A 14990-nucleotide genomic window follows, 5' to 3' on the forward strand; every position below is an offset into this window, starting at 1 on the left:
CCCCACCCGCCGGTGCGGGCAAGCTTGAGCGGCTCGCGGGTGGCAAGGCCGATGACCTCGGTGTTCTCTGGTGCTTCGCCGCCTGCATGCCCGCGCGCCATGCCGACGAGGTGGTGTTTTGCCTCGCCGGTAGCGAACACGGCGCGGTAGGTGCCGGATTGGAAGACCTCGGCCAGCTCCTTGCGCACGCGCAGTCCTTCGGCGGTGACGCACTGCTTGGCCCAGTCGGCGGCGTCGGCAAGCGCCTCCGGCGAGGGCTCACGGTCGCCGTAGAGGAAATGCGCGAGCGAGAAGTCGGTTTCTGCGCGCGCCTCGTCGTACTGCTGCAGCGCCTGGGTCCTGGCGGTGTAGTCCACAAACGCGCGGTTGTCCGGGTCCACCAGTGTGAGCTGCATGAACTCCTGGCCCTGGTAAGTATCCGGGATGCCCGGGCCCACCAGCTGCAGCAGTTTCCTGCCCAGGCTCACCTGCACCGCGCCCGGGTGCAGCTGCTGGACAAACTCAGTGAGCTTGGCTGCCGCGGGGCCGTAGAGCACGGCATCGACCCAGTCGATGATGCGGTGTTCGTAGCGCTCGTTCTGATCAAACCAGGTGGTGTGCAGCGCGGCTTCGCGCACCGCCTTCAGCGCATAGGCGTGCAGGCGTGCTTGCAGCGCGTCGGTAATCTCCCCGTTGTAGGGCCAGACCCCGAGGATGTTCTGCAGCAGGAAGTGGCCCGTGGCGGCGTCCGGCGGCGGAACCATCGCCGTGACCTGGCGCACCAGCTCGGCGAAATCGTTGGCGACCTCCGCAAGCTCGAGCATGCGGGCGCGGGTGTCCTCGCTGCGCTTGGTGTCGTGCGTGGACAGCGAGGTCATCGCCTGCGGCCAGAGGCTGGCCCGCTCGTGCTGCAGCAGGTGGAACTCGGCTGCTCCCACCCCGAAGCGACCCGGTGCGCCGCCGACCTCCTGCAGGGCGACGAGTCGGCTGGCGCGGTAGAAGAGGGTGTCCTCCACGCCCTTGGCCATCACAGCGCCGCAGACTTGGGCAAACCGGTTCTTTGCTTCCCCGGAGGCGAGGAAGGCCGAGGAGATGAGGTCGAGCGCGCCCCGGCGCGAGGGGAAACGTTTGGACATCTCCGCGATCACGGTGGAGGTGATGCGGGACAGCGAGCAGTAGTCCGCGCGGTAGACGGGCATGGCGGCGACGAGCTCGATGACGGTGGCGGCCAGTTCCTCGTCCGAGACGGTATTCCGGGTATCTGAGTCCGCGGTCGCGGACTCTGCTGTCGCTGCAGAGGCCGCGGAGAAGTTATCGCGCCGGATTGCACGCACGAGGCGGCGGATTTCTGCGGCGAGCTCGGAGCTGGCGACGTCGCGCTTGAGCTGCTGCGCGCTCGCGGCGATCGCTTCGTCATTCCAGGTGGAGCCGGACTGCTGCAGCGCCAGCATGCTGAGTGTGTCCTCGGCGGAACGGTTGAGGAAGATGCCGTCGAGCTCGCGCATCGCGTCGTAGCCCGTGGTGCCGTCGACGCGCAGGCGCGGGTCCAGCGGCTCGTCGACCTCGAGGATCTTCTCCACCACCAGCCAGCGGTCTGGCCCGACGAGATCGCGAAGTCGGGAGAGATAGCCGAAGGGGTCGGTGAGCCCGTCCGGGTGGTCGACGCGCACCCCGTCGAGAAGGTCCTCCGCGATGAGCTGGCGCAGCAGTCGGTGCGTGTGCTCGAACACCAGCGGGTCCTCCTGGCGCACCCCGGCGAGCCCGTTGACTGAGAAGAAACGCCGGTAGGAGATCACTCCGTCGCGCCAGAACATCAGGCGGTAGGCCTGGCGGTCGTAGACCTGTTGCGGGTCGTCCTCCAAGCTGTCGTAGGAGCCAGGGGCGAGCGGGAAGTAGTTGTCAAAGTAGGCAAGCACGTCCTCGCCCTCGGGCGCAAGGCCTGCCGGGAACTCTTCGGCGGGCAGGTGGACAAGGCGCAGCTGCGCCTCGTCGCCCTCCTTGCCCAGCACCGGCATGCCCAGCTTGCCACCCGCGCCGTTGTCCTCGTGCCAGTCGATATCAAAGAAAGAGGCGTACTCGGAGTCCTGGCCGCGCTTGAGCACGTCCCACCACCACCGGTTGTAGCGCGGCACCTCCACGCCGACGTGGTTGGGCACGAGATCGGCGATCAGCCCCAAGCCCGCCTCCTTGGCCGCGGACGCGAGCGCGCGCAGTCCTTCGATGCCGCCGAGCTGCGGGTTGACCTCGGTGGGATCCAGCACGTCGTAGCCGTGGTTGGAATCCGGCATGGCCGTAAAGATGGGGGAGAGGTACAGGTGCGAGATCCCGAGCGTGCGCAGGTAAGGGATGAGCTCGGCGGCCTCGGCGAAACCGAAGGCGCGCCCGGAGGGATCCGCGCCGGGTCCGCGCAGCTGCAAGCGGTAGGTGGAAGTGATCGGTTGACGCATGACGTCTCGCTCCTTGTGCGGGCTTGCTTGTCTCGCGGCACCTCCGCGGTGCCAGTACACCCCACTACACTGTAGTGAAAAGCGGGGCGAACAACCGGGGACTAGGTAAAACGCATCGGGGTCCGGGGCGGCACGGCCAGCAGCGGAAACCCGAGCGAGTAGCGCATGAGGCGATCCCAGCCCAGCGTTTGCGCGACCTGGCGCGCGGTCGCATCGAAGGCAAAAAGCGTGTCGCCATCGCCCACGTAGTAGGTCAGCTCGTGGCGCGGGCGCAGCGTGGCAACCAGGTGCTGGTGAAGCTTCTGGAAGGACTGCGGGTGGGCGAGCCAGCCCGCGGCGGTGTGCCCGCGCGCTTGGACCTCGACACCTTTCAGCAGCTGCCCAGGATCACTGCCCAAGGCGGGGCGCACCCAGAAGGTATCGGCCAGGCCCGCCAGGTGCGCGCCTACGGCGTTCCACAGCTGGTGTTCGTTGAAGCCTAAGTGGCCCACCTGCTGGTGGGACAGCGCGCCGTGCTCCTTCGTATCAAAGACGCAGGCGAGTCCGCGCGACAGGCGCACATAGGCGGTCGAGGTGTTCAGGCCCGCGGTGATCCAGGCGTAGGGGCCCGTGCCGTAGCGCTCGTCGCGCCACGCGAGCCGTGGAATCACAGCGGGAGCCTTCAGCGTTGGTCGGTGGGCAGGAGACAGAGTGGTGGTGGAATGCGTCATACATAGTTAGACGCAGCCAAAGTGGCTCCGGTTCCCTCCGCGGGCAAGAAATTTTCTCGCGCCCGCAAAACCGGTCCTAAAACGGCGGGGTTTCGTCCAGACCCAGCACATTGAGCAGTTTGTCTGCCTGCCAGATCTGGATGCCCTGGCCCTTCTCGTTGAGCTCGTTGGCGCGCTTTTCCTTCGAGGTCACCGAGTTCCACGCGCCGACCACCAGAATGGTCGTCTTCTTCGTCACGTTCTTGCCCACCTGGCCGCCGAGCTCGGCGATGCCATTCCACAGCGTGCCCTTGTCAAAGGGCTCGAATTCGCCGGTGAGCGTGACGTGCTCGCCAAACAGAGCAGAGTCCGGGCTCGCGTCCGGGTTCGGCTCCGGCACGGTATCCGGGGTGGCCACGGACTGCCAGGGCGCGGGCCTGCGCTGCGCAGACTCGCCGCGAGAAGCGCCCGCTTCTCGACGCTGCGGCCCCGCCTGGTTACTACCCCGGGGAGCCGCAGCGGCCTCGACCACCGTGCGCGCCCCGCCCTCGGCGAAGCGCTCGGCCTGCAGTGCACGCTTCTCACCGGAACGGTCGCGCACCACCGGCGAGACCTTCGCCTGCTCGATGGTGCCCATGGCGAACCCGGAATCGTGGACAAAGCCCATCAGCGAACCGGTGTAGCCCGCCTCGCGGACCAAGCCGAGCATGATGCCAGCGCACGCCGCCGCATCAGCGCAGGCGTCGTGGTGATTGTCCAGTGGGGTGCCGAAGTGTTCCGCGAGCGTCGGCAAGCGGTGGTTGCGCACGCCGAGCTTCTTGGCGCGGGCTTGGGCGAGCGTACACGCAAACACCAGTGGGGGCACCTCGCGGCCGGTAGCGATGCACGCCGAATGCAGCGCGGAGGCGTCGAACTGGGCGTTGTGCGCCACGAGTGGCAGGTCGCCCACAAAGTCGACCAGCTCGTCGATGCGGTCGCGCACGCCGGGGGCGTCGGCAACATCCTCGGCGCGGATCCCGTGGATGGCCACGTTGCCCGGCTCGAAGAAGTTGTACTCTTCAGGCGGCTGGCACAGCCAGGAGGCGCGCTCGACTTCTTCGCCGTCGACGATCTTGACCAGGCCGATCTGGCAGATTGAGCCCCAGTGCGGGTTCGCCGTCTCCACGTCGAAGCCGACAAAGCTCAGCCCCGGCACACCTGCAGTACTCCCGCCGGCTTCAACCGTGTCCACCTCGGGGGCCTTGCCCTGGCGTGCCAGCTCGAGCAGTTCGACCAGCTCGCCGACCTCCTCCGCCGCACCGGGAGCGAAACGCAGCATCAGCGGGTGCTCGGAATCGCTGCGCAGCGCGCATTCGACGCGGTACTCGCTGACCCCATCGCCGGCGTGCACGTGCACTTCGGCGATGTCGTCGATTGCCACGCTGCGCTCGGCGCTGTGACCGGAAAGGGCGGCGAACAGCGGGGAGGGGCGGACCACCACCTCGGTGTTCGTCACCGATACCAGGGCGCCGTGGGCAGCAATCACGTCGAAAACTCTCCAATCACAGTGGGCACGTATAGGCGGTAGTCTAGCGGGGACTACGCGGCGTCGATAAGCAGTTGCCCTAGGACATCACCGGCGGCTCGATCTGCTTGAGCACGATCGTCGAGCGGGCGGGCACCGTCAGGGTGCCCTCTGCCTCCGCCGGGGCGAAGCCGACCGGGTAGCCCAACGGCTCCGTGGTGTCGATGAGGACCTCCCACTTCGCGCCGAACTTCTGCGGCGGGATGCGGAACTCAATGTCCTCGTAGTGGGCGTTAAACATCAACACGAAGGAATCGTCGGTGACCTGGCGGCCGCGGGCGTCCGGCTCGGTGATAGCGTCGCCGTTGAGGTAGACCATCAGCGCCTTGCCGAAGGCGAAATCCCAGTCCTTCTGCTCCATGAGCTGACCATCCGGGACCAGCCACGCGATCTCGCGGTCGAGCACGTCCTCGCCCAGCGCACCGCCGGAGAGGAAGCGGCGGCGGCGGAAGACCGGGTGGGCCTGGCGGATCGCGATGAGGCGTTTGGTGAAGTCGTGGAGCTCGTCCGCCTCCTGCAGACGGTCCCAGTTCATCCACGCGATCTCGTTGTCCTGGCAGTAGACGTTGTTGTTGCCGCCCTGGGTGCGGGCGAACTCGTCGCCGTGCGAAATCATCGGGGTGCCCTGCGAAAGCAGAAGCGTGGTCAGGAAGTTGCGGCGCTGCTGGGCGCGCAGTTGGCGGATCTCCGGATCATCCGTGGGGCCCTCCACACCGCAGTTCCAGGAGCGGTTGTGGCTCTCGCCGTCGCGGTTGTCCTCGCCGTTGGCCTCGTTGTGCTTCTCGTTGTAGCTGACCAGGTCGTTGAGGGTAAAGCCGTCGTGGGCGGTGATGAAGTTGATCGAGGCCGTCGGGCGGCGGCCGTTGTGCTGGTACAGATCCGAGGAGCCGGTCAGGCGTGAGGCGAACTCGCCGAGCGTGGAGGGCTCGCCGCGCCAGAAGTCGCGCATAGTGTCGCGGTACTTGCCGTTCCACTCGCTCCACAGGGCGGGGAAGTTGCCCACCTGGTAGCCGCCCTCGCCCACGTCCCAGGGCTCGGCGATGAGCTTGACCTGGCTGACCACCGGGTCCTGCTGCACCAGGTCGAAGAAGGTGGCCAGGCGGTCCACGTCCGAGAACTCGCGCGCGAGCGTGGAGGCCAGATCGAAGCGGAACCCGTCGACGTGCATCTCGGTGACCCAGTAGCGCAGGCTGTCCATGATCAGCTGCAGGGAGTGCGGGTCGCGTACGTTAAAGGAGTTGCCGGTGCCGGTGTAGTCCATGTAGTGGTACTTGTCGTCTTCCACCAGGCGGTAGTAGGCCTCGTTGTCAATGCCGCGGAAGGCGATCGTTGGGCCCAAGTGGTTGCCCTCGGCGGTGTGGTTGTACACCACGTCAAGGATGACCTCCATGCCCGCGTCGTGGTAGGCGCGCACCATGTGCTTGAACTCGGCGACCGCGTCACCGGGGTTCGAGCTCGAGGCGTAGTGATGCTCGGGCGCGAAGAAGCCGAAGGTGTTGTAGCCCCAGTAGTTGCGCAGGCCCAGCTCTTTGAGGCGGTCGTCCTGGAAGAACTGGTGTACCGGCAGAAGCTCCACCGAGGTCACACCCAGGTCCTTGAGGTAGTCCACCACGGCCGGGTGCGCCATGCCGGCGTAGGTGCCGCGCAGGTTCTCCGGGACCTCCGGGTGGGTCTGCGTCATGCCCTTGACGTGGCACTCGTAGATCACCGTCTCCTCGTCCGGGATGCGCGGGTTGCGGTCATCACCCCAGTCGAAGAACGGGTTGATCACCACCGAAAGCATCGTGTGGCCCAGCGAGTCCTCCTCGTTGCGGCCGGTGCCGGGCTCATCTGCGGTGGTGTCGTAGGAGAACAGGGAGCTGTGCGTGTTGAAGGTGCCGTCGAAGGCACGAGCGTAGGGGTCGATGAGCAGCTTGTTCGCATCACAGCGCTTGCCGTTCGCCGGGTCCCACGGCCCGTGCACGCGGTAGCCGTAGCGCTGCCCCGGGCTGACGGTGGGCAGGTAGCCGTGCCAGACGTGGTTGTCCACCTCTTCGAGCTCCACGCGGGTCTCCGCGCCGTCGTCGTCGATCAGGCACAGCTCGACGCGCTCCGCCACGCCAGAAAAGAGGGCAAAGTTGGTGCCAGCGCCGTCGTAGGTTGAGCCCAGTGGGTAGGCGGACCCCGGCCACACGATCGGGGCTTCGGGGGATTGCGATGTCGCTGCAGATTCAGTCATGGGAGCCGATTCTAGTCCAATCCCGTCTCCGTGCCCGGCGCGCGCAGGCCCTCCAGGAGCAGTGCCACCCCCTCGGCGTGCTCTTTGGCGGCGTCAGCAGCGCTAATCGCGGGTGCCTCGCCCGTGAGCGCGGCCAGCTGCGCGCCAGCCTGGTAGACCATTGCGGCCCCCAGCGTCATGTAGACCAGGTTCGCGGCCGCCCCGCGCGCCACGCTTGCCGACGCCCGCTCGCCCCACTCCGCACGCACCTGCGCCACAAACACCGCAATCAGCTCCTCGCGCACCGGGGCGTCGGGCTGGCTGAGCGCGGCCAGGACCACCTCTGCGCCGTCGCGTACCTCGAGTACATGCGCGCGCAGCGAAGCGGCAAGTGCTGCGGTGTCGGTAGTTTCAGCGGCTGCCGCGTCTGCGGAAACCGGGCGCACAATTTCTGCCGCGAGGCTGGCGATGAGTTCCTGCTTGTTTTCGATGTGCCAGTACAGCGCGCCGGGGGCGACGCCGAGGGAGGTGGCGACGCGGCGCATGGAAACGTCGCCAAGCCCGTACTCGCCCAGGATGGCAAGGGCGGCGGCGGTAATCGTTTCGCGGGACAGCTGCATAGGCACCCATCGTAGTAGTGGGGGAGACCGCAGTTGGGGTGTTTGGCAGCTTTGCACACGCTGGTTGGGAGACGAGTGCCATGCAACCTCACAGAAACCGCCCAGTGAGTTAGCACCTGTAGTGAAACCGTGGCCCAGTTGGGCGTTGTTAGGATAGCTACAACAACACAATGTATTTGCAACTCACGCGAGCCTTGCGGGTCGACCCACGAACCTGGACTCACGAACCTGCAGGGCTTTCGCGCGAGGCCGGCTTTGATGTGTGGGCCGGGAAACAAAGAGAGGTTAGTACGTGAGGTTTTCTACCAAGACATCGAAGGCTGCTGCAGCAGGCATGACCGCGTTGGCGTTGGTCCTTCCGCTTGCCGCATGTGGCTCCGACAAGGAAACCACCAGCTCCGGCCTCTCCACCGCAGCAGAGGCACCGGACGAAGCCGAGTCCGTTGACGGCGCTGCCAAGGAGTCCGAGGAGAACTCGGGCGACAAGGACAATGCCGACAAGGAAAAGGACAAGGACGCCAAGGACGGCAAGGACGAGAAAAAGTCGGAGAAGAAGGACGGCGAGTCCGGTGACGCGGGCGAGGTGCCCACGATTGCCAACCCGTTCGCTGATGGCCAGTACGAGCAGGTCACCCACGAGCCGATTGCTGGCGGCCAGGAGGCTTCCCAGGCCGATATTGATGAGATGACCAAGGTGGTCGAGGCCGTTTCCAACCCGGAATCGCTGGCCAGCTGGACCCGCGTCATCTTGGATAACTCCTGCAAGGCTGTCACCGACCCGGCGATGGAAGAGCTGGAGCGCCAGGGCATGACGCTCGAGGCCGTCGAGGAGGCCGCCCGCATGCAGGAAGAGGCCGGCATGGGCATTGACCTGCCGCGCTCGGAGATCTCGCTGGCGGACGTGCGCGTCGACGGCGACCGGGCTTCTGCCTCGGTCACCGCCCGCAATGATTCCGGCAAGGATACTCAGACGCAGCTCTTCCAGCGTGAGGACGGCCGCTGGAAGCTCTGTAACTAAGACGCGTTGAGTACCGTTGTGACCGATTCTGCCGCAGGCAGTGCACCTGCGGCGCAGCCCGCCTCCCGCCGCCGAGCACGCGCACTTTTTGCGCGCATCGGGGCCGGGGCGGGCCTCGTCGCGTGCGCGCTCGGCCTCGGCATCATCGCTGGGCTGGGCTGGGCGTGGCTGCGGCCCGCCTACGTGGGCACCGCCGCCCACGGCGGAGTGGCTGTTGACCAGATCGCCAGCCCTGCGAACGTGGAGTTCGCGGCACTGGGCTGGTTTAGCCTGCTCACCGCCGTCATCGGTGCCGTGCTCGCCGCGGTTGCGCTCCGGCAGTCTTCCTGCGGTGAGGGGCGCGGGGGCGTCGGCACGCTGGTGTGGCTGCTCGTCTGCGGGGAAGCCGCCGCCTTTGCCGTGTACACCACCGGCAACCTGGTGATTAGCCTGCAGCAGCAGGGGTTCGCCGAGCTTGCCGACGGGGAGTCGCTCCAGGTCGTACCGCCGGTCAGCCTCGGCGTGGCCTGGTTGGTGGGCCCCTTTACCGCGGCCCTGTCCTACTGGTTGGCTAACGTGTACGCCTTCGTATCAGGGGACAGCGCAGGAGACAGCGCAGCAGAAACCGCCTAAGCGCACGTTAGCGCGGCGGGTCGTCGGGGTACTCCTGCGGCCAGTCGATGCAGCACTCGCCGGTGGCTTGGGTGGAGATGTAATCCAGCATGTCCATGTGGTAGCGGTTCGCGTACTGGATGAAGGTGAATAGCTGGGCGGGGGAGACACCGGCGTCGATAAGCAAATGCGAGCTGATCACCACGATGGCGTGCTCCGCATCGGAAAACACCGTGCAGCCCTCCATTAGGGTGCGGTCGTTGGCCTCGTTGCATAGTAGCGCGAGGTTGGTCGCGTGCTCTTTCGATGGCAGGTCGGTGAACCAGATGCCGTAGACGCGTACCCACTGCCCGATGAGCGACTCCACAGAGATGGACATGCCGTTAATTGTGAGGAGCAGGACGTTGTCCTCGCGGATGCCGTAGACGAAGCCGAGGCCGCCGACGGCGTCGCGCAGCATTTGCTCGGTGAGCCACTTCGGTCGCAGCCGCGCCTGCTTGGCAAGGTCTTCGTCGGTGTAGGTGAACTCGTCCAGCTCGGGGGTCCAGGTCCTGCGGGGAGTTTCCGCCCGGTGGCGCCACTTCGGGTGCTTGCCGCTCAGCTGCGCGTAGTCCTGCTCGGCGCGCAGCGGCTCGGGCAGCGGGGCGAAAATGTCCGCCTCGGGGAAGAGGCGGTCGAGTTCGTGGACGAGGTGCTCGGTGGCGTCGATAAGCGTGCGGAGCCAGTTGTGCAGCTGGTCCTCGCTCAACCCATCGGAGATGAACGTGCCCGCGCGCATGCGCACGGCGAGCGTGCCCGCGTCGGTGACTCGGTAGCTGGCCACCGGTCCCGGCGATTGCCCGTTGTAGGTGTTGAGGATGCGGGTGAGCTTGCTTGACTCTGCCAATGGCAGTGGGACGCGGAGCTGGCCGTCCAGGTGCAGCGAGGCGGGCAGCTGCGGCTCCATCCAGCAGGTCAGGATGTAGCCGGGCAGGCCGATGACCAGGCGGTCCTCGCGATCGAGTGGGTCGTAGCCGAGCTCGGCGAGTGCGAGCGCAACCCGCGGGAGGGTAACCCGGGTGGTCAGGCCCTGCGGCTGGCTGTCGTCGTGGTCTGCTTCGTACTGCGGTGTCGCCATTGGTGCCTCCTTGTTGTCTTCGCTGCCGGGGCACGCATGGTGCGTACACGTTGGGCCACCCGCACCCCACGCGTGGTCAGCCCGCCCCCTAGACTGGTTGTTGTCTTGGGGTGCAAGTGTACCGGCAAGAGCGTCCGGCCGCACCCGCCCCGAAGCACGCATTACAGAGCATTTATATAGAGCACAACTCCTGGAGACTTCATGCTGCACGTCACAGACTTACGGGGCCGCACCCCGTCCACGTCCGAGCTGCGCCGCGTCCTGCCGCGCGGCGGTACCGACGTCAACGCGGTGCTGCCCACTGTCACCCCAATCGTGGAAGCGGTGCGCGAAGGCGGTGCCGCCACCGCGCTGGACTACGGCGAGCAGTTTGATCATGTGCGCCCGTCCGCGGTGCGCGTGCCAGCCGACGTGATCCAGCAGGCTACCGACGCGCTGGATCCGGCGGTGCGCGGCGCGCTCGAGCTGGCGATTACGCGCATCCGCCAGGTGCACGAGGAACAGAAGCCGGAAAGCCACACCACGCGCTTGGCCGAGACCGCGCTGGTGACCGAGAAGTTCATCCCGGTCAACCGCGTCGGCCTCTACGTGCCCGGCGGCAAGGCCGTCTACCCCTCGAGCGTGCTGATGAACGTCATCCCCGCCCAGGCCGCGGGTGCGAGCTCGCTGGTGGTGTGCACCCCGCCGCAGGAGGAGTTCGGCGGCTGGCCGCACCCGACCACGCTGGCCGCCTGTCAGCTCCTGGGCGTCGACGAGGTGTGGGCCGTCGGTGGCGCGCAGGCCGTCGCGCTGATGGCCTACGGCGACGACGAGTGCGGGCTGGAACCGGTGGACATGGTCACCGGCCCCGGCAACATCTTCGTCACCGCAGCAAAACGCGTGGTCAACGGCATTGTGGGCATTGACGCCGAGGCGGGCCCCAGCGAGATCGCCGTGATTGCCGACGAGCACGCCAACGCAGAGTACGTCGCGCTCGACCTCATCTCGCAGGCCGAGCACGACGAGCAGGCCGCCAGCGTGCTCATCACGGACTCGGAAGACTTCGCCGCCCGCGTCGACGCACTGGTGGAGGAGCGCTCGCAAGCAACGATCAACGCGGAGCGCGCCCGCAGCGCACTCGGCGGCAAGCAGTCCGGCATCGTCTTGGTTTCCGACCTGGATGCGGCGATCGACGTGGCCAACGCTTACGCCGCCGAACACCTGGAAATCCACACGGAAAACCCCCGCGAGGTCGCCGAGCGAATCATCAACGCCGGCGCGATCTTCGTCGGCCCGTACTCGCCGGTCCCGCTGGGCGACTACGCCGCCGGCTCGAACCACGTGCTGCCGACCTCCGGCACGGCACGGTTTTCCGCGGGCCTGTCCACGCACACCTTCCTCAAGCCGGTCAACCTCATCGAGTACGACAGGAAGGCCCTGCAGGACATCGGCGCGGAGATCATCGCGCTGGCAACCGACGAGCAATTACCCGCGCACGGCGAATCCATCCGCGCACGCATGGGGAAGGAAAGCTAATGCAATTGAAGGACAACACCCTCGCCGCCGACACTGCACTCGGCGCGCTGCCGCTGCGTGAGGAGCTGCGCGGCAAATCCGCCTACGGTGCCCCGCAGCTCGAGGTGCCGGTCGCGCTGAACACGAACGAGAACCCGTACGCGCCCTCGCAGCAGCTTATCGACGCCCTCGTAGACGAAGTCGCCCGCGTCTCCAAGGGGCTCAACCGCTACCCGGAGCGCGACGCGGTTGCGCTGCGCGAGGACCTCGCAGCCTACGTCTCCCGACAGACCGGGGTACACGTCACCCGCGACAACGTGTGGGCGGCCAACGGCTCCAACGAAGTCTTGCAGCAGCTGCTGCAGGCCTTCGGCGGCCCGGGCCGCAGCGCCATGGGGTTTGTGCCCAGCTACTCCATGCACCCGATCCTTTCTGCAGGCACGCAGACGGAGTTCATTCCGATCCCGCGTGGGGAGGATTTCCGGATTGATATGGCGGCGGCGCTGGCGGGCGTCGAAAAGCATGCGCCGGACGTAATATTTATCACCACCCCGAACAACCCGACGGGTGATGTGACCAGTCTGGACGACATCGAGCGGCTGGTGAAGGCCGCGCCGGGCATCGTGATCGTGGACGAGGCTTACGCAGAGTTCTCGCCGAGCGCTTCCGCGACCACCCTGCTGGAGAAGTACCCGGACAAGCTGGTGGTGTCGCGCACCATGTCTAAGGCTTTCGACTTCGCGGGCGGGCGCCTGGGCTACTTCGTCGCCGCTCCTGCGTTCATCGAGGCCGTGATGCTCGTGCGCCTGCCGTACCACCTCTCGGTGCTCTCGCAGGCTGCCGCACGCGTGGCGCTGCGCTTTGCCGACGAGACGCTGGCCAGCGTGGACACACTCGCGCAGGAGCGCAAGCGCGTCCAAGCGGGACTCGAGGCGATGGGCTACGATGTCGTGCCGAGCGAGTCGAACTTCGTGTTCTTCGGGCCTTTCGGCTCGACCACCGAAAAAACGCACGAGGCGTGGCAGGCATTCTTGGACCGCGGGGTGCTCATCCGCGACGTCGGGGTGGCAGGCCACCTGCGCACCACGATCGGCCTGCCGCACGAAAACGACGCATTCCTTAAGGCAGCGAAGGAGGTACGCAATGCTGAAAAACTCGCGTAAGGACGCACAGGAAAAGCCGCGCATCGGCACGGCGACTCGCACCACCAGCGAGTCCGACATCACTGTCGAGATCAACCTGGACGGCACCGGCAACGTCGAGGTGGATACGGGCCTGCCCTTTTTTGATCACATGCTCACCGCCTTCGGCACCCACGGCGCGTTCGACCTGAAGGTCCAGGCCACAGGCGATACCCATATCGACGCCCACCACACGGTAGAGGACACTGCCATTACCCTGGGCTGGGCGCTTATCGACGCCGTGGGGGACAAGCGCGGCATCCGCCGTTTCGGCTCCATGCTGCTGCCCATGGACGAGACCCTCGTCGAGGGCGTGGTGGACCTGTCCGGCCGCCCCTACTTTGTCATGCACGGCGAGCCCGAGCACATGGACTGGCAGGTCATCGGCGGCCACTACGCCACGGTGATCAACCGCCACTTCTTCGAGACGCTGGCGTACAACGCGCGCATGACTCTCCACGTCAACGTGCGCTACGGGCGCGACCCGCACCACATCACCGAGGCGGAATACAAGGCCGTTGCCCGCAGCCTGCGCCAGGCCGTGGAGCGCGACCCGAAGATCACGGGGGTGCCGTCCACGAAGGGGGCGCTGTAGATGTTTAACGTCGCCGCCGGCATGTGGGTGGTCATCCTCTTCCTGCTCGCCGGCATGCTCGTCGGCGGGGTGTGGTCGGCCTACCAGAACGGCTCGAAGGCCGTCACCGTGATCCTGGCGCTGTGCGCCGTCATTGCTTTCGCATTCGCCCTGTTCAACATGGCAAAGGTGGTGTAAGGTGTCCCTTTTTTCCCGTCGTCCTGTGACTGCGGAGGAAGTTAACTCATTGACAAGCGTGTGGCGGGCGCGCGGACTTAAGCCCGTCTTCTTGGCGATGATCTGCGCCTTCGGCGCATGGGCCCTCCTTTTGCCGGTGGTGCCGACCGCGGTACTTGACGCGGGTGGGTCCGAAACCCTCGCAGGGCTGACCACTGGTGTGTTCATGCTCTTTACCGTGGTCACCCAGATCTTCACGCCCATGCTTTTGCGCAAGGTGGGATATACCACGGTCCTGTCAGTCTCTGCCTTCCTCCTCGGCTTTCCCGCCGTGGGCTATCTGCTGGGTATGAGCGCTCCGGCGGTACTGACCGTGTCCGCGATCCGTGGCGTGGGCTTCGGCGCGCTGACCGTGGCGGAGGCGGCGATCGTGGCAGAGCTCGTGCCGATTCGGCTGCTGGGCCGCGCCACCGGGCTGGTCGGTATCATGATTGGTTTGGCGCAGATGATTGCGTTACCAGCGGGCATGGCGCTGGTACAGCGGATCGGCTACGACGCCGTTTACCTCATCGCGGGCGGTATTGGTCTGCTTGCCCTGGTGGCCTGCCAAGGCATCCCACCGATCCCGCCACCGACCGAGAAGTCCTCCGAGACCGACCACATCCACGTCCCCATGTGGCGGCTCGTGCTCGTGCCCGCCCTGGCACTCATGTTTGTCACCACCGCCTACGGCGCGATTACGAACTTCCTGCCGGCGTCGATGCGCGAGCTCGACGCAGCGACCGGTGCCACACTCGGCGGGTTGATGCTGGGTCTGATGAACTTTGCCTCCATGCTGTCGCGCTACTACGCGGGCCGGGTGATGGACAAGGTAGGCCAGCCGGGCACGGTGATGATCCGCTTCCAGATCATCTCCGCACTCGGCGTCTTCGTCATGGCGGGCATCCTATTTTTAGACCTGCCGGTGTGGTGGATGGCGCTCGCCGCGCTGCTCTACGGCACAGGTTTCGGCGCGGTGCAGAACGAGGCGCTGACCATGATGTTCTACCGACTGCCGCGCTCGAAGACTTCGGAGGCCGCCGCCATTTGGAACATTGCTTACGACGGAGGCACGGGCATGGGCTCGACCTTCTACGGCATGTTGCTCACCACGGTGGCGTTTGCGCCGATGTTCGGTATCGCCTCGGGCGTGATCGTGCTGGGGCTGGTAGTCACGCTGCTCGACCGGCAGCTTGGACGCCACCGCGTGGTGGAGGTAAACAACCTGGCCGCGCGCTTGCAATCCGTCCAGGCACCGCGGCGTTACAACCGCGGCGGCAAAAAGCGCTCAGGCGGACAGTAG

13 protein-coding genes are annotated in these 14990 nt (G+C 66.3%); 7 read left to right on the top strand and 6 right to left on the bottom strand.

Features of this window, described 5'->3' with window-relative positions; all coding sequences use genetic code 11:
• The 5 genes from treY to HMPREF2990_RS07035 all read right to left on the bottom strand — a co-directional run.
• Positions 1–2426: malto-oligosyltrehalose synthase (gene treY / locus HMPREF2990_RS07015; RefSeq protein WP_070763534.1), on the bottom strand; the 2426-nt coding region annotated here is incomplete at its 3' end.
• Positions 2427–2527: 101 nt separating this feature from the next.
• The gene (locus HMPREF2990_RS07020) at positions 2528–3076 is read right to left on the bottom strand and encodes a hypothetical protein (protein ID WP_070763536.1); all 549 of its coding nucleotides are present in this window, start codon (positions 3074–3076) and stop codon (positions 2528–2530) included.
• Positions 3077–3212: 136 nt separating this feature from the next.
• Positions 3213–4640, bottom strand: a complete 1428-nt coding sequence (locus tag HMPREF2990_RS07025) for a 3'-5' exonuclease (protein WP_070763538.1) — start codon at positions 4638–4640, stop codon at positions 3213–3215.
• A gap of 79 nt (positions 4641–4719) precedes the next feature.
• On the bottom strand, positions 4720–6897 hold the full coding sequence (gene glgX, locus HMPREF2990_RS07030) for a glycogen debranching protein GlgX (protein WP_070763540.1): 2178 nt from the start codon (positions 6895–6897) through the stop codon (positions 4720–4722).
• A gap of 11 nt (positions 6898–6908) precedes the next feature.
• Entirely contained in the window at positions 6909–7496 is a 588-nt protein-coding gene (locus tag HMPREF2990_RS07035; protein ID WP_070763542.1) for a TetR/AcrR family transcriptional regulator, read from the bottom strand.
• Between the two features lie 292 nt (positions 7497–7788).
• On the opposite strand from HMPREF2990_RS07035, the gene HMPREF2990_RS07040 reads away from it, so the two are divergent.
• Together HMPREF2990_RS07040 and HMPREF2990_RS07045 are read left to right on the top strand one after the other, a co-directional pair.
• The gene (locus HMPREF2990_RS07040) at positions 7789–8514 is read left to right on the top strand and encodes a nuclear transport factor 2 family protein (protein ID WP_141757836.1); all 726 of its coding nucleotides are present in this window, start codon (positions 7789–7791) and stop codon (positions 8512–8514) included.
• An 18-nt stretch (positions 8515–8532) separates the two neighbouring features.
• Positions 8533–9126: a hypothetical protein gene (locus tag HMPREF2990_RS07045; RefSeq protein WP_070763546.1), complete on the top strand. Its 594-nt coding sequence runs from the start codon at positions 8533–8535 to the stop codon at positions 9124–9126.
• Between the two features lie 7 nt (positions 9127–9133).
• On the opposite strand, the gene HMPREF2990_RS07050 is transcribed toward HMPREF2990_RS07045, so the two are convergent.
• Positions 9134–10222, bottom strand: a complete 1089-nt coding sequence (locus tag HMPREF2990_RS07050) for a YbjN domain-containing protein (RefSeq protein WP_070763548.1) — start codon at positions 10220–10222, stop codon at positions 9134–9136.
• A gap of 201 nt (positions 10223–10423) precedes the next feature.
• On the opposite strand from HMPREF2990_RS07050, the gene hisD reads away from it, so the two are divergent.
• From hisD to HMPREF2990_RS07070, 5 genes are read left to right on the top strand one after another with little or no spacing between them, the layout of a single operon-like run.
• A complete protein-coding gene (gene hisD / locus HMPREF2990_RS07055; protein ID WP_070763550.1) occupies positions 10424–11737 on the top strand; it encodes a histidinol dehydrogenase in 1314 nt (437 codons plus the stop codon).
• Positions 11738–11742: 5 nt separating this feature from the next.
• Positions 11743–12879: a histidinol-phosphate transaminase gene (locus HMPREF2990_RS07060; RefSeq protein ID WP_070763943.1), complete on the top strand. Its 1137-nt coding sequence runs from the start codon at positions 11743–11745 to the stop codon at positions 12877–12879.
• The gene (gene hisB, locus HMPREF2990_RS07065; protein ID WP_070763552.1) at positions 12860–13492 is read left to right on the top strand and encodes an imidazoleglycerol-phosphate dehydratase HisB; all 633 of its coding nucleotides are present in this window, start codon (positions 12860–12862) and stop codon (positions 13490–13492) included. The genes HMPREF2990_RS07060 and hisB overlap by 20 nt, the downstream gene beginning before the upstream one ends.
• Positions 13493–13669 carry a hypothetical protein gene (locus HMPREF2990_RS12960; RefSeq protein WP_157727809.1) on the top strand — a complete coding sequence of 59 codons (177 nt, stop codon included), beginning with the start codon at positions 13493–13495 and terminating at the stop codon, positions 13667–13669.
• A 58-nt stretch (positions 13670–13727) separates the two neighbouring features.
• Positions 13728–14990 carry an MFS transporter gene (locus HMPREF2990_RS07070; protein WP_371575710.1) on the top strand — a complete coding sequence of 421 codons (1263 nt, stop codon included), beginning with the start codon at positions 13728–13730 and terminating at the stop codon, positions 14988–14990.

Origin of the sequence: Corynebacterium sp. HMSC071B10, assembly GCF_001814825.1 — a bacterium.
Classification (GTDB): Bacteria; Actinomycetota; Actinomycetes; order Mycobacteriales; family Mycobacteriaceae; genus Corynebacterium.

Coding starts and splice junctions, on each gene's coding strand:
- glgX (WP_070763540.1), bottom strand. CDS start 6,897: ATGACTGAATCTGCAGCGACATCGCAATCCCCCGAAGCCCCGATCGTG.
- HMPREF2990_RS07035 (WP_070763542.1), bottom strand. CDS start 7,496: ATGCAGCTGTCCCGCGAAACGATTACCGCCGCCGCCCTTGCCATCCTG.
- HMPREF2990_RS07050 (WP_070763548.1), bottom strand. CDS start 10,222: ATGGCGACACCGCAGTACGAAGCAGACCACGACGACAGCCAGCCGCAG.
- hisD (WP_070763550.1), top strand. CDS start 10,424: ATGCTGCACGTCACAGACTTACGGGGCCGCACCCCGTCCACGTCCGAG.
- hisB (WP_070763552.1), top strand. CDS start 12,860: ATGCTGAAAAACTCGCGTAAGGACGCACAGGAAAAGCCGCGCATCGGC.
- HMPREF2990_RS12960 (WP_157727809.1), top strand. CDS start 13,493: ATGTTTAACGTCGCCGCCGGCATGTGGGTGGTCATCCTCTTCCTGCTC.